A 13,263-nucleotide genomic window follows, 5' to 3' on the forward strand; every position below is an offset into this window, starting at 1 on the left:
CCTGCATAACGCCGTCTGCACTCGGCCGCAACCACGCGCCCGGGCAGGAGCGAAGCGACTCGGGGATGTTGAGGAGCCGGGCTCAGCCGAATTGCACGCCCTGGGCCAGCGGCAGTTCGGTGGAGTAGTTGACGGTGTTGGTGGCGCGCCGCATGTAAGCGCGCCACGCATCGGAGCCGGATTCCCGGCCCCCGCCGGTCTGTTTCTCGCCGCCGAACGCGCCGCCGATCTCCGCGCCCGAGGTGCCGATGTTGACGTTGGCGATACCGCAGTCCGAGCCGTCGGCGGCGAGGAAGCGTTCGGCCTCCCGCATGTCCAGCGTGAAGATTGCCGACGAAAGACCCTGCGGTACAGCGTTGTTCAGCGCGATCGCCTCGTCGATCCCGTCGTAGGTGAGCACGTAGAGGATGGGCGCGAACGTTTCGCTGTGCACCACCGCGGTCTGCGCGGGCATCCGGACCAGCGCCGGGGCGACGTAGTAGGAGCCCTCGTCGCCGAGGTCGTGGCGTTTGCCGCCGAAGACCTCGCCGCCGTCGGCTTTGGCCTGCTCGAGCGCGCCGACCATGTCGCGGTAGGCGCGTTCGTGGATCAGCGGGCCGACCAGCGTGCCGTCGACGGCCGGGTCGCCCACCGGCAACTGCCGATACGCGGCGACCACACGGTCGACCACCTCGTCGGCCACCGACCGGTGCACGATCAGCCTGCGCAGCGTGGTGCAGCGCTGACCGGCCGTGCCCGCGGCCGCGAACACGATGGCCCGGACCGCCAGCTCCAGGTCGGCCGACGGTGTCACGATCGCCGCGTTGTTGCCGCCCAGCTCCAACAGCGCTTTGCCGAATCGCTGGGCTACCCGCGGCCCGACCTGCTGGCCCATGCGCACCGAGCCGGTCGCGCTCACCAGGGCCACCCGGGGATCGTCGACCAGGAGTTCGCCGACCTCGCGGCCGCCCTGGATGAGACGGCTCACCGCGGCGGGCGCTCCGACGCCATCGGCGGCCCGCTCGATGAGCGCCTGGCAGGCCAATGCCGTGAGCGGAGTGAGCTCGGAGGGCTTCCACACCACCGTGTCACCGCACACCAGCGCGATCGCCGAGTTCCACGCCCACACCGCGACCGGGAAGTTGAAGGCGGTGATCACGCCGACCACACCCAGGGGATGCCATGTCTCCATCAGCCGGTGACCGGGCCGCTCCGAGGCGATCGTCTTGCCGTAGAGCTGACGCGACAGACCCACCGCGAACTCGCAGATGTCGATCATCTCCTGGACCTCGCCGAGGGCCTCGGAGGTGATCTTGCCCGCTTCGACCGTCACCAGCGTCGCGAGGTCGGCCTTGTGCTCGACGAGCAGGGCGCCAAGGCGCGCGACGAGCGCACCACGCACCGGGGCCGGGGTCGACCGCCATTGGACAAAGGCCTGTGCCGCTTCCGAAATCGCTGTGGCGGCCTCCTCCGGCGTGGTTTCGGAGATGGTGAACAGCACATCGCCGGTGATCGGTGTGCTTGCCTGAAGTCCGTGCTCGCCGGGCGTCCCGAGCAACACGTCGGAGCCGATGCGGGACAGCGCGTCCCTGACCTGGGAGCGCAGATCCTCCGCCGCGGGCAGCGGAGCGGTCGTGGTCATGGTGGATTGTGTCATGTGTCTTCAACACCGCCTTCTGGTCGGAGTGGCTGGGAACTTCGATGTGGGTTCGGGTTGTTCATTGGCTGAAGGTTCGGGCGGGATCACGTCCGCCGGCGCGCGCTCGGATACAGTGCCCGCCATGGGTGAACCAGACGACCACCCCCAAGCCCCGGTCCCTCTCGACGAGATCGACCGAATTCTCGCGCGAGAGCTGCTCGCCGACGGTCGCGCGACGCTTGCCCACCTGGCCGCCACCGCGGGTCTGTCGGTTTCGGCCGTGCAGTCACGGGTGCGCCGCCTGGAGTCCCGCGGAGTGATTTCGGGGTACTCGGCGAGGATCGCCCCCGAAGCGCTGGGCCTGCAGCTGTCGGCGTTCGTCGCCATCACACCCCTCGATCCTTCCCAACCCGATGATGCGCCCGCACGCCTTGAACACATCCCCGAGGTCGAGGCCTGCCATTCGGTGGCAGGGGAGGACAGCTACATCCTGTTGGTTCATGTCGAGTCGGCCCGTGCGTTGGAGGCGTTGCTTCAACGGATCCGCAGCGCCGCCAATGTGCACACTCGCAGCACGATCATATTACAGACTTTTTACCGCGACCGGCCCCTCGTGCCGTAATAGTTTCGGCTGAGATCTCTTATTCTGGTAATTGCTACGGAATCGACTGTGCCGACGGTGCGCCGGCTCCAAAGTCGGTCGAGTGCGCTCCTCCCCGGCCGGTGTCGGTGGCCTTCGGCGCAAGGGGGCGGAGCTGGTTAGTCAGGGGCCCGCACGCCGTGGCCATTGCTGCGCTATGCGGAATAACTGCGGAACTGAGATCAAGATTCCGTAAATATTCCTGTACGCTCGGGCGATGACCGAAGTTCTCACGAACGTCACGGCTTCCGGGTCTCCCATGTCTCCCAGGTCTTCCACGTTTCCCACGTCTCCCACGTCGGGTCGACACGTGCATGCCAGCGACGTGCGCGAGCTCCTGGCCCGCCACATCCTGGCCGACGGCCTGGAGTTGGTGCTCGATCTCGATCGGTCGGCCGGCTCCTACCTCGTGGACGCGCGCACCGGCGAGCGCTACCTGGACATGTTCACGTTCTTCGCGTCGTCGGCGCTGGGGATGAACCATCCGGCCCTCGCCGATGACGAGGCATTCCGCGCCGAACTGGCCGCTGCGGCGGTCAACAAGCCGAGCAACTCCGACGTCTACACCGTGCCGATGGCCCGGTTCGTCGACACGTTCGCCCGCGTGCTGGGCGACCCGGCGCTGCCCCACCTGTTCTTCGTCGACGGCGGCGCGCTCGCGGTGGAGAACGCGCTGAAGGTCGCCTTCGACTGGAAGAGTCGGCTCAACGAGTCGCGGGGTATCGACCCCGGTCTGGGCACCAAGGTGATGCACCTGGCGGGCGCATTCCATGGCCGCAGCGGCTACACGCTTTCGTTGACCAACACCGATCCCAACAAGGTGGCCCGGTTCCCGAAGTTCGACTGGCCGCGCATCGACGCGCCGTACCTGCGGCCCGGCCTGGATGACGCGGCGATGGCCGGGATCGAGGGAGAATCGCTGCGGCAAGCCAGGGTCGCCTTCGAGGCCCATCGCAACGACATCGCCTGCTTCATCGCCGAGCCGATCCAGGGTGAAGGAGGCGACCGGCATTTCCGGCCGCAGTTCTTCGCGGCGATGCGGGAACTCTGTGACGAGTTCGACGCGCTGCTGATCTTCGACGAGGTGCAGACCGGCTGCGGTTTCACCGGAACGCCGTGGGCCTACCAGCAACTGGGCGTCACCCCGGACGTGGTGTCGTTCGGCAAGAAGACTCAGGTGTGCGGTGTGATGGCGGGCGGCCGCACACGCGGGGAGCGATTCAGCACCAGGGTCGACGAGGTACCCGACAACGTCTTCCACGTCAGCTCCCGCATCAACTCGACGTGGGGCGGCAACCTGGTGGACATGGTGCGCGCCCGGCGCATCCTGGAAACCATCGAGGCCGACCACCTGCTGGCGCGGGCCACGGAGATGGGCTGCTACGTCCTCGACCGGCTCGGCGAACTGGCGGCGGAGTTCCCCGGGCTGGTGCTCGATGTGCGCGGCCGCGGCCTGATGTGTGCGTTCAGCCTACCCACCGCCGCTCAGCGCGATGAGCTCATCCGCCGGCTGTGGGACCGTAACGTCATCATGCTGGCCAGCGGCGCCGACTCGGTGCGGTTCCGCCCCGCCCTGACGGTGACGGCGGTCGACATCGATACCGCCGTTGCCGCTGTGCGGGGTGTGCTCAGCCGGATGTGAGCCGGCGGATCGTCGCGCTCAGCCTTGGTAGATCGGCGCCGCCGACGAGTTCGCATCCGTGCAGTTCGGCGAGCTTTCGTGCGGCCGGGGTGAATTCGTGGTTCGTGACGACCATGGTCCTGGTGCAGTCCTGCATGGGCGCTCCGGCCACCACTTCTTGAACGGCGCTCGCCCCCACCGGCCGTGAGCGCCGTTTACATTGGATCGCAAGCCGATTCGGGCGTGTGCCGACGATGAGGTCGACACCCCAGTCTCCGGTCACCGAGGTCATGATCACCGAAACGCCTGCCGACCGCGCGACCCCGGCGATGTAGTCCTCGAACTCGGTTCCCGACATGGTGGCCGCGCGATCTTCGCTCCTGCCCGGAGTGGTGACGCCGACGATGGCGCCGAGTACGAACCGCGGTGCCGCCCACAGGATCAGCGGTGTTGCGGCGGCGGCCACGACTGTCCACATCGCGGTGGCGCCCGTCAGGAACATGGTCACACCGACGGCAACGGCCGCCGCCAGGTAGAGCTTCATACCCTCCCTCGCCGAATGTACGGTTGTTTGCAGCGCTTCTCGGTAAATCCGTGCAACAACCGTACATTCGCGAGAGCCTGCGGCCGGAGTTATCCACAGCCGGTCGGATTGGTGTCGAGAACATGAACGCCGGCGGGTGACGATCAGCACGTGCGGATCGTCGTGGCCACCGAAGCACTCGCCGCCGGTGTGCTCACCCGCCGCGACCTGAACCGGCGCTATACCAAGCTGCACCGCAATGTCTACGCGCGCAGCGGCGTGGAGCTCACCGCAGCCGACCGGGTGCTCGCGGCCTGGCTGTGGTCCGGCCGTGAGGCGACGATGGTCGGCCATTCGGCCGCGGTGCTGCTGGGCAGCAGGTGGATTCCGGTCGACGCACCCGTTGAGCTGACACACCCGCGCCGACCGGCCCCGCCGGGAATACAGGTACGCAGCGATGCGCTGGGCAACGGCGAAGTGTGCCTGCGCCGCAGAATGAAGTGCACCACCGCCGCGCGCACCGCATATGATCTGGGCCGGCGACTGAGCTTGGAGCAGGGCGTGATTCGCATCGACGCCCTGTTGAACGCGACTGGCGTTTCGACCGCCGAGATTGATGCGATCGCGCGGCGCCACCGGGGCGCGCGCGGCATCCGGCGGCTGCGAACGACCCTGGGCCTCGTCGATGCGGGTGCCGAGTCCCCGCAGGAGAGCCGACTGCGGTTACTGCTGGTCCGATTCGGCCTCCCGCGGCCCGTCACCCAGATCCCCGTTCACGACGGTGCGGGCAGGGTGGTCCGGCGAATCGACATGGGCTGGCCGCAATGGATGGTCGCGGTCGAGTACGACGGCGAACAGCACTGGACCGATCCACTCCAACACGCCGCAGACATCGAGCGGCTGGAGTTCCTGGCAACCCGCGGATGGACGATCGTGCGTGTGAGTGCGGTTCAGCTGCGCCGATACCCCGACGCGGTCGTCGCACGCGTGCGAACCGCTCTGTGTAGTGCCGGCTTCACCGGCTAACTCGGCCAGACCTGCGCCGAATGTACGGTTGTTTGCAGCGCTTCTCGGCGAATGCGTACAACGACCGTACATTCGGCGAAAGATCAGGACTGCAGCGTGCGCCACACCCTGGCCGGTGTCATGGGCAGCTGACGCAACCGGGCGCCGCACGCCCGCGCGATCGCATTCGCCAGCGCCGCGGCAACCGGGTTGTACGGAGATTCGCTCATCGGCTTGGCGCCCAACGGCCCGAGCTCGTCGAAGGTGTCGGCGAAGTACACCTCGGTCACCGGCAGGTCGGCGAGCTGCGGAATGTGGTAGTTGCGCAGGGTGGCGGTGATGACCTCGCCGTCCGCGCCGATCTGCATCTCCTCGTACAGCGCCGACCCGATGGCCTGCGCGACACCGCCCTCCACCTGGCCGCGGCACTGCTCGGGGTTCATCACCACGCCGGCATCGGCGGCCTGCACCGACTGCAGGATTCGCACCTGGCCGGTCTCGACGTTGACCGCCACCCGGAACGCCTGCACGTTGAACGCCACCGATCGCGGTGTGCCGTCGTGGCGTCCGTGACCCGTCAGCGGCCCGGGCAGCGAGCCGAATTCGACGAACTGTTCACGGCACTGCACGCCATGAGGCCCGATCCGGCATGACTGGGGTGACACACCGGTCAGCTCCGATGCGGCGTTGACGATCGCGGCGCGCAGCTCGCGGCAGGCCGCCAACACCGCGCGTCCGGCCACCACCGTGCCCGCGGACCCGAATGCTCCGGTGTCGTAACCCGTTGCATCGGTGTCGGATTGGTGCAGACGCACGCGATCCGACGTGGTCTCCAGCGCGGTGGCCACCAGCTGTGTGTGCACGGTCGATGTGCCGTTGCCGAACTCCGCGGTGCCCACCGCCAGGGTGTATACACCCTCGTTGTCCACGGTGATCGAGGCGTCGGCGAAATGCCCGCGCGGCGGGATGGTCGCGATCATCGCCGCCGCCATGCCCTCGCCGGTCCGCCAGTGTCCTTCGTCGGACGGTGGGGTGGCGTCACCCCCGGCCAGCGCGGCCTGCGCGAGATCCAGGCACTGGTCCAGGCCGTAGCTGCCGAACGTCAAGTCGTCGTCGAGCACGTGCGAATCGACGAAGTGATCGCCCGGTACCACCACATTGCGCCTGCGCATCTCGAAGGGATCGATGCCCAGTTCGGCGGCCAACTCGTCCAGCGCGGACTCGACTGCGAAGATCACCTGTCCGAGGCCGTACCCGCGGAAGGCGCCCGATGGCACGGTGTTGGTGTAGACGGCCTGGGCGTCGACCCGTTTGTTGGCGCACCGGTACAGCGCGATCGACTCGCCGCAGCCGTGGAACATCACTCCCGGACTGTGATTGCCGTAGGCGCCCGCGTCCATCAGCACGTCGATGCTCAGCGCCGTCAGCACGCCGTCGGCGCGCGCGGCGACGGTGGCGTCGATGCGGAACGGATGGCGGCACGGTGCCATGGTGAACTCGTCGGTACGGCTGAACTCGTAGCGCACCGGCCGGCCGAGCCGCAGCACGGCCAGTGCGACCAGGTCCTCGGTCAGCATCTCCTGTTTGGCACCGAATCCACCGCCGACGCGTTTGGCGAACACCTGCACCGAGTCGCGATCCAGCCCGAACAAGTGGCACAACTCATCGCGGACCAGGAACGGCACCTGCGAGCTGGAGCGAATCACCAACCGGCCCTTGTCATCCAGCCAACCGGTGCATCCCTTCGTTTCCAGGTGCACGTGTTGGACCCGCTGGGTCTGCCAGCGGCCCCGCACTACCGCACCGCCCGAGGCCGTCGCCTCGGCCACGCCCGCGGCGACATCACCCACCCCGCCGTGCAGTTCGGCCACGACGTTTCGCGACACGTCGGCGATCCGGGCATCGGGGCCCTTGCCCTCGTGGATGACGGGTGCACCAGGACTGCGCGCCTCCTCGGGATCGAATACCGCTGGCAGTTCCGCATACTCGACAGCGATTGCCCGGCAGGCCTTTTCGGCGACGGCAAGGCTCTCGGCCACCACCGCCGCGACCCGCTGGCCGACGAAGCGCACCGTGCTGTCCAGCACGTAGCTGTCGTCGGGGTCGTCAGTGCGCAGCTCGTGACGCGCTGTCGAGAAGGCCACCGCTGGACTGTCGCGATGGGTCAGCACCAGATGCACACCCGGAATCGCCTCCGCGGCGGACGTATCGATCGAGACGATCCGAGCGTGGGGGACAGGGCTTTTCAGCACTGCGATATGTAGCAGCCCCCCCTCCGGGGTGTGATCCATAGTGTACTGCTCGGTGCCGGTCACCACTCGCACCCCCGCGGGGGCGCCGATGGAACGCCCTGCGGCCCCAGACTTCTCGGTGTTGACCGTGCCTGCCAGGGCGTCGGTGATCGCGCGGTAGCCGGTGCACCGGCACAGGTTGCCTTTGAGATTTTGCGGTAGGTCGGCGAGCTGCTCGTCGGTGAAGGTCGAGGCGGTGGTCACCATGCCCGCCGTGCAGAAGCCGCACTGGAATCCCGCGGCCTCCACGAACCGGCGCTGCACGGGATGCAGATCCTCGGGGGTGCCGAGGCCCGCCACCGTCGTCACGTCGTGGCCCGCGGCGCGGAAGGCCGGATAGACGCAGGAATGCACCGGTACGCCGTCGACGAGCACGGAGCACGCTCCGCAGTCCCCGGCGTCACAGCCCTTCTTGACCTCGAAGTGGCCGCGGTCGCGCAGGAAGGTGCGCAGACACTGGCCGGGCCGGGGCGCACTGTCGACGTCGCTGCCGTTGATGCGGAAGCCTGCCGGCTGGTCACTCATGCCAGCTCCGCACGGATCTGCTCAGCCAGCACCAGCGTCACCGCGCGGCGCCAGTCCGGGTCGCCGTGGGCGTCACGGGTCCATGCCTCGTCGGGGATGGTGGCGTGCGCGGCACGCAACTCCTCGGCTGCGGGTACCCCGCCGAAACGGAACACGTACGGGCGCACCGTCGCGGCGGTGACCGTCAAAACGAACCGGCCCCCGTCTGCAGCGGTGTCGCGGCGGCCGACGATGACGATGCCCGACCGGCCCAGCGGAGAGGGCGCCACCTTGCGGTAGGCGGTGCGCGAGCGCAGCGCCGAAGCGGGCAGATGGACCGATCGCAGCAGGTCACCGGGTTGCAACAGGTTGGTGGCGAGCCCGGTGACGAACTCGGTGATCGGCACCCGGTAGTCCATTCCATCGGCGCGCCACACCGTCACTTCACCGTCGAGCGCCGCGGCGAGCGAGATCATCGATCCCGCGGGAAACGACAGGCAGATGTTGCCGCCGACCGTCGCGACACCCCAGATCTTGAACGACGCAAGCAGCGCCGTGCAGCACTGGTGCAGCAGCGGCGCGGCGGTCCAGTCCGGATGGCTGTCCGGCAAGGTGGCCGACAAGGCCGACACCCGTGCCACCGTACATGTCGCGGCGAGCTCAATACCCTCGAAATCATTGTCGGTCAACGTAATCGGCTGCCAACCCAGCTGGGTGATGTCGATCAGGCGGTGCACACCCACCTGCGGCTCGGAGAACAGCCAGGTGCCACCGGCCAGGACCGCGTCCCCGGCAACCAGCGGCCACAGTTCGTCGCGGCTGCGCGGCACCCGCAGCGATTCGACGGTATTGAGATCCACCAATCGAAGGTAATCAAGCACCGGCCCGCTCGCATGCCCGACGGACTGCAGTGTGACCCGTTACGCCGCAGAATCTCTGCATGCGCGTCTTCCGCGGACATCTGATCCACGTCGGCGGCTCACCCTCGTTGGAGGGCGCCGAAGATCACCTGATCAGCGAACCCGATGGTGCGCTCGTGGTCGACGGGGCGGGCGCGATCGCGTACTCCGGTGCGTACGGGTCGCTGCCCGGTGAGTACGCGGACGCCGATGTCAGCGACCACCGGCCCGGATTCCTGCTGCCCGGATTCATCGACACCCACATCCACTTTCCGCAGACGTACTGCACGGTCGCCTACGGCGGCGGACAACTGCTCGACTGGCTGCAACGCTGCATCTTTCCCGCCGAAGCCGAACTCGCCGAGCCGGCCTTCGCCCAACAGGTGGCGGTCGACTTCTGCCGGCGCCGCATCAGCGCGGGCACCACCACCGCGCTGGTGTTCGGCTCGGCGTTCCCGCACGCGCAGGATGCGCTGTTCACCGAATCGCTGCGGGTGGGATTGCGCACCATCAGCGGACGGGGTATCCAGACCGTCGGGCCGGCCTCGGCGCAGCCCCTGATCAGCGGTGAGACGGAAGCGATCGAGCTGACCGCCGCCGAGATCGGCCGCTGGCACGCCGCCGATACCGGTGACCCCACCACCGCGCTGGTCCACGCCGCGGTGGTGCCCCGCTTCTCGCTGTCCGTCACGGCGCAGACGCTGTACGCGCTCGGCGAGCTGTACGACGAGGTTCGCGACACCGGGGTGTACTTCCACAGCCATCTCAGTGAGAACGTCGCCGAGATCGCAGCCGTCCGGCAGGGCTACGGCGTCGACTCCTATCTGGACACCTACGACGGCCGGTTCGGGCGGGGTTCGTCGGTGGCGGGCAAGACGTTGCTGGGCCCGCGCACGGTACTCGCCCACGCGGTGCACTGTCAGGACACCGAACTTGCCAGGATGGCCGAGACCGGGACGTCGATCGCGCACTGCCCGACCTCCCAGCTGTTCCTGGGGTCCGGCACGATGCCGTGGGGGCGCACCACCGCGAGCGGGGTCAACGTCGCGCTGGGCAGCGACGTCGGCGCCGGCGACGAATGGCTGATGGCGCGTGTGCTCAACGACTGTTTCAAGGTGCACATGTCCGAATCCGACGCGGTCTCGCTGCATCCCGCCGACCTGTTGTTCACCGCGACGCTCGCCGGTGCGCGGGCGCTGGCACTCGAGGAGCGCATCGGCAACCTCGACGCGGGCAAGGAAGCCGACTTCCTCGTGATCGACCCGCAGCGCCAGCTACTGCTGCCCGAGCTTCTGGCCCAGGTCGACGCCGCGGACACCGCCCGCCTGCTGTTCACCCTCCTGATGGGGGTGCGGGAGGCCGCCATTGCGCAGGTATACGTTCGTGGGCGCCAGGTCACGTCGACGAGCTGACACGGCGCACCCACACGACGGAGCCCGGCCGCGTCCGGCCGGGCTCCGTTCTCGGGATTCGTCGACTCAGAAGATTCGACGACTCAGAAGCGATCTACTGCTGCGCCTTCTGACGCTCCTCGGCGGCCCGCGCACCTGCCCGGGCGGCCTCGGCTTCGGCCTCCTTCTTCGCGGCATCCCGCTGCGCCTCGGCCTTGTCCTGCTGGGCCTTGCCCTCGTTGACGAGATCGTCACGGCCCGCCACCGTGCCGACGGCTTCCTTCGCCTTGCCCTTGACGTCCTCGACGACGCCTCTGACGCCTTCCTGAGGGCCACTGTTCTTGTCAGTCATGATCACCTTCCGATGGTTGGTCTGCAGATCGCGGAAGTTCCCCGCGTCCAAAGCCTTCCCGGCCCTCCTGGTGGCTAAACCCGCCTGCCGCAACGAGATTGCCGCACACTGACCGGGGCGGCGTGCGTTTGAACACGAACTACCCCGGGGATGTTTGGCGCATGGGCGCACAGGGTACGACACACCCACCATGGTGACCATTGACGTGACACCGGCCTCACCAGCCCCGCCGAGAGAAATGCATCATCGGGGCCGGCAGCGGATACTCGACGGTGTAGAGGAGGGGCTGCCCGGTGTGTACGGCCGCCCCGCACAGCGGCCAGACGGGGTGAGGACCGCCGATGTCTAGCCGCGGGTACACGTGGAGTAATCTCGCCTCGGAATCGCCGGGAGGGCAGATGGCCGACTTCGACAACAGCGTCGAGTTCCGGGTAGCCGCCCGGCTGGAGAATCTCGCCATTCTGCGTACCGTGGTCGGTGCGCTGGGCACGTTCGAGGATCTCGACTTCGACGCCGTCGCGGACCTGCGGTTGGCCGTCGATGAGGCGTGCACGCGACTGATCCGTTCGGCCTTGCCCGATGCCACGCTGGTGCTGAAGGTCCACCCGCAGGATGACGCGGTGGTCATCGATGCCTCGACGAGATGCGACGAGAGCGACGACGTACTGACTCCCGGTAGCTTCAGCTGGCACGTGTTGAGTTCGCTGACCGACGACGTGCGAACGTATCGTGACGGATCCGGGTCCGACGGTCAGGTCTGCGGAATCTCCATGACGGCAAGGCGAGCGAGTTCGTTGCGGTGAGGGCGTCGTCGTCCCAGGGTTCGGCGTCTCGCTCGAACTCCGAATACGCGGACGTCGGGGGGATGTTTCGCGAGCTGCAGGAACTCGCCGACGGATCCGTTCAGTTCCAGCGGCAACGGGACAGGATCGTCGAACGGTGTCTGCCGCTGGCCGATCACATCGCACGCCGGTTCGACGGGCGGGGTGAGCCGCGCGACGACCTCGTCCAGGTCGCGCGGGTTGGCCTGGTCAACGCGGTCATCCGCTTCGACGTGGACGCGGGCTCCGACTTCGTCTCCTTCGCGGTGCCGACGATCATGGGGGAGGTCCGGCGGCATTTTCGGGACAACAGCTGGTCGGTCAAGGTGCCGCGGCGGCTCAAGGAGCTGCACCTCCGGCTCGGCGCCGCCACAGCCGACCTGTCTCAGCGGCTGGGACGTGCCCCCACCGCGTCCGAACTCGCCCAGGAGTTGGACATGGATCGCGACGAGGTGGTGGAGGGTCTGGTCGCCGGAAGCTCCTACAACACGCTGTCGATCGACAGCGGCGGTGGCGGCGGCGAAGACGCACCCGCGATCGCCGACACGCTCGGCGACGTCGACGCCAGCATCGATCAGATCGAGAACCGTGAAGCCCTGCGACCGCTGCTCGCGTCGCTACCCGAGCGCGAGCGGACGGTGCTCGTCCTCCGGTTCTTCGAATCGCTGACCCAGACGCAGATCGCCGAGCGCGTCGGCATCTCACAGATGCACGTCTCCCGGCTGTTGGCGAAATCCCTAGCGCGACTTAGGGATCAGCTCGAGTAGCCGGGCGCCGCGCTGGGCGGCCGATACCGCGGTCTGCGCATTCAGAGTGACCGGCAACGCCGCATCCGGGTCGCAGATCCGCAGCAGCCGTCGCACCGCCGGACCTGCCACGATGGTCAGGTCGACATCCTGCGCACCGCAGCTCTCCTTCAGACTGTGTAGCGCGGCGAAGCCGGCGGAGCCGAAGAAGTCGATGCCGGTCAGGTCGAGCACGATGTGTGAGGAGCCTGCGGCCTGCCGCAATGTGTACTCGACGAACTCGTCGGTGTTTGCGGCGTCCAGTTCGCCGTGCGTGGCGATAATCGCGACGTCGCCGGACAGTCGGAGTGTGGCCATCTGCGCTGTGCGAAACCACGACGGCTCGGTGAATTGATCCGGCGTGAATTGATCCGGCGTGAAATGATCCGGCAATGCCGGACCGAGGGGGCTGTGCATTGTGACTCCATCAGTCGTGCTTCGTGCGTCGGACTGTGGATCACGTCAAGATACAGGCCCTGGCTGCTTAAAGCCCACGCCGAGAGGCTTGCCTGGCCTCTAGTGCGTAGATGACGTCTCCAGCTGGCTGTGAACTCAACCTGTCTTAAACAGTACGCTCGACCGGCGCATCCAACAATCGACGGCCGCATTCTTAGGAAACTCTGATCGGCTCGGTCGGAGCGCTGCCGGTCCAATGCGCTCGACGGCGGCTGGCGAGGCCCGATGAGCAGATCGCGTCCTACCCCTTGGCGCATTCACGTATGCCGTGAAACGGTTTTTCTTTCAAGAGGATTCGAGGAACACAACGTTGTCGGTGGCGGGTGCGCGCCACTCCTGTGCCGGCGTTGCGGCGCC

At 67.6% G+C, this 13,263-nt stretch carries 12 protein-coding genes; 6 read left to right on the forward strand and 6 right to left on the reverse strand.

Annotated features, from left to right (window positions below; translation table 11 throughout):
* Nucleotides 1-82: 82 nt before the first annotated feature.
* Complete coding sequence (gene amaB, locus ADBZ6K_RS10210) at nucleotides 83-1,621, reverse strand: L-piperidine-6-carboxylate dehydrogenase (RefSeq protein ID WP_526346123.1); 1,539 nt, start codon at nucleotides 1,619-1,621, stop codon at nucleotides 83-85.
* 139 nt (nucleotides 1,622-1,760) lie between these two features.
* Here amaB and ADBZ6K_RS10215 point away from each other — a divergent pair, with 139 nt between their 5' ends.
* Nucleotides 1,761-2,240 carry an Lrp/AsnC family transcriptional regulator gene (locus ADBZ6K_RS10215; protein ID WP_526346125.1) on the forward strand — a complete coding sequence of 160 codons (480 nt, stop codon included), beginning with the start codon at nucleotides 1,761-1,763 and terminating at the stop codon, nucleotides 2,238-2,240.
* 277 nt (nucleotides 2,241-2,517) lie between these two features.
* Nucleotides 2,518-3,900 carry an L-lysine 6-transaminase gene (gene lat / locus ADBZ6K_RS10220; RefSeq protein ID WP_526346337.1) on the forward strand — a complete coding sequence of 461 codons (1,383 nt, stop codon included), beginning with the start codon at nucleotides 2,518-2,520 and terminating at the stop codon, nucleotides 3,898-3,900.
* Here the strand turns inward: lat and ADBZ6K_RS10225 are convergent.
* Nucleotides 3,887-4,423 (reverse strand): restriction endonuclease, encoded by a 537-nt coding sequence (locus tag ADBZ6K_RS10225; protein WP_526346127.1) that lies wholly within the window; start codon nucleotides 4,421-4,423, stop codon nucleotides 3,887-3,889. The two genes, lat and ADBZ6K_RS10225, sit on opposite strands and share 14 nt — an antisense overlap.
* A gap of 156 nt (nucleotides 4,424-4,579) precedes the next feature.
* On the opposite strand from ADBZ6K_RS10225, the gene ADBZ6K_RS10230 reads away from it, so the two are divergent.
* A complete protein-coding gene (locus tag ADBZ6K_RS10230; protein WP_526346339.1) occupies nucleotides 4,580-5,428 on the forward strand; it encodes an endonuclease domain-containing protein in 849 nt (282 codons plus the stop codon).
* 83 nt (nucleotides 5,429-5,511) lie between these two features.
* On the opposite strand, the gene ADBZ6K_RS10235 is transcribed toward ADBZ6K_RS10230, so the two are convergent.
* Entirely contained in the window at nucleotides 5,512-8,223 is a 2,712-nt protein-coding gene (locus ADBZ6K_RS10235; protein WP_526346129.1) for a molybdopterin-dependent oxidoreductase, read from the reverse strand.
* Nucleotides 8,220-9,062: an FAD binding domain-containing protein gene (locus ADBZ6K_RS10240; protein ID WP_526346131.1), complete on the reverse strand. Its 843-nt coding sequence runs from the start codon at nucleotides 9,060-9,062 to the stop codon at nucleotides 8,220-8,222. Before ADBZ6K_RS10240 ends, ADBZ6K_RS10235 begins: the two co-directional genes overlap by 4 nt.
* Nucleotides 9,063-9,142: 80 nt before the next feature.
* Here ADBZ6K_RS10240 and ADBZ6K_RS10245 point away from each other — a divergent pair, with 80 nt between their 5' ends.
* Complete coding sequence (locus ADBZ6K_RS10245) at nucleotides 9,143-10,513, forward strand: guanine deaminase (RefSeq protein WP_526346133.1); 1,371 nt, start codon at nucleotides 9,143-9,145, stop codon at nucleotides 10,511-10,513.
* 94 nt (nucleotides 10,514-10,607) lie between these two features.
* Here the strand turns inward: ADBZ6K_RS10245 and mbp1 are convergent, their stop codons facing one another.
* Nucleotides 10,608-10,844, reverse strand: coding sequence for a microaggregate-binding protein 1 (mbp1, locus tag ADBZ6K_RS10250; protein WP_526346135.1), 237 nt, complete (start codon nucleotides 10,842-10,844; stop codon nucleotides 10,608-10,610).
* Between the two features lie 398 nt (nucleotides 10,845-11,242).
* Between mbp1 and ADBZ6K_RS10255 the strand changes: the two genes are divergently transcribed.
* Together ADBZ6K_RS10255 and ADBZ6K_RS10260 are read left to right on the forward strand one after the other, a co-directional pair.
* Nucleotides 11,243-11,647 (forward strand): ATP-binding protein, encoded by a 405-nt coding sequence (locus ADBZ6K_RS10255; protein ID WP_526346137.1) that lies wholly within the window; start codon nucleotides 11,243-11,245, stop codon nucleotides 11,645-11,647.
* Between the two features lie 62 nt (nucleotides 11,648-11,709).
* Nucleotides 11,710-12,432 carry an RNA polymerase sigma factor SigF gene (locus tag ADBZ6K_RS10260; RefSeq protein ID WP_526346139.1) on the forward strand — a complete coding sequence of 241 codons (723 nt, stop codon included), beginning with the start codon at nucleotides 11,710-11,712 and terminating at the stop codon, nucleotides 12,430-12,432.
* Here the strand turns inward: ADBZ6K_RS10260 and ADBZ6K_RS10265 are convergent.
* Entirely contained in the window at nucleotides 12,403-12,768 is a 366-nt protein-coding gene (locus tag ADBZ6K_RS10265) for an STAS domain-containing protein (protein WP_526346141.1), read from the reverse strand. The genes ADBZ6K_RS10260 and ADBZ6K_RS10265 overlap by 30 nt on opposite strands.
* Nucleotides 12,769-13,263: the final 495 nt, after the last annotated feature.

It is taken from the genome of Mycobacterium sp., assembly GCF_044223235.1.
Taxonomy (GTDB): Bacteria; Actinomycetota; Actinomycetes; order Mycobacteriales; family Mycobacteriaceae; genus Mycobacterium.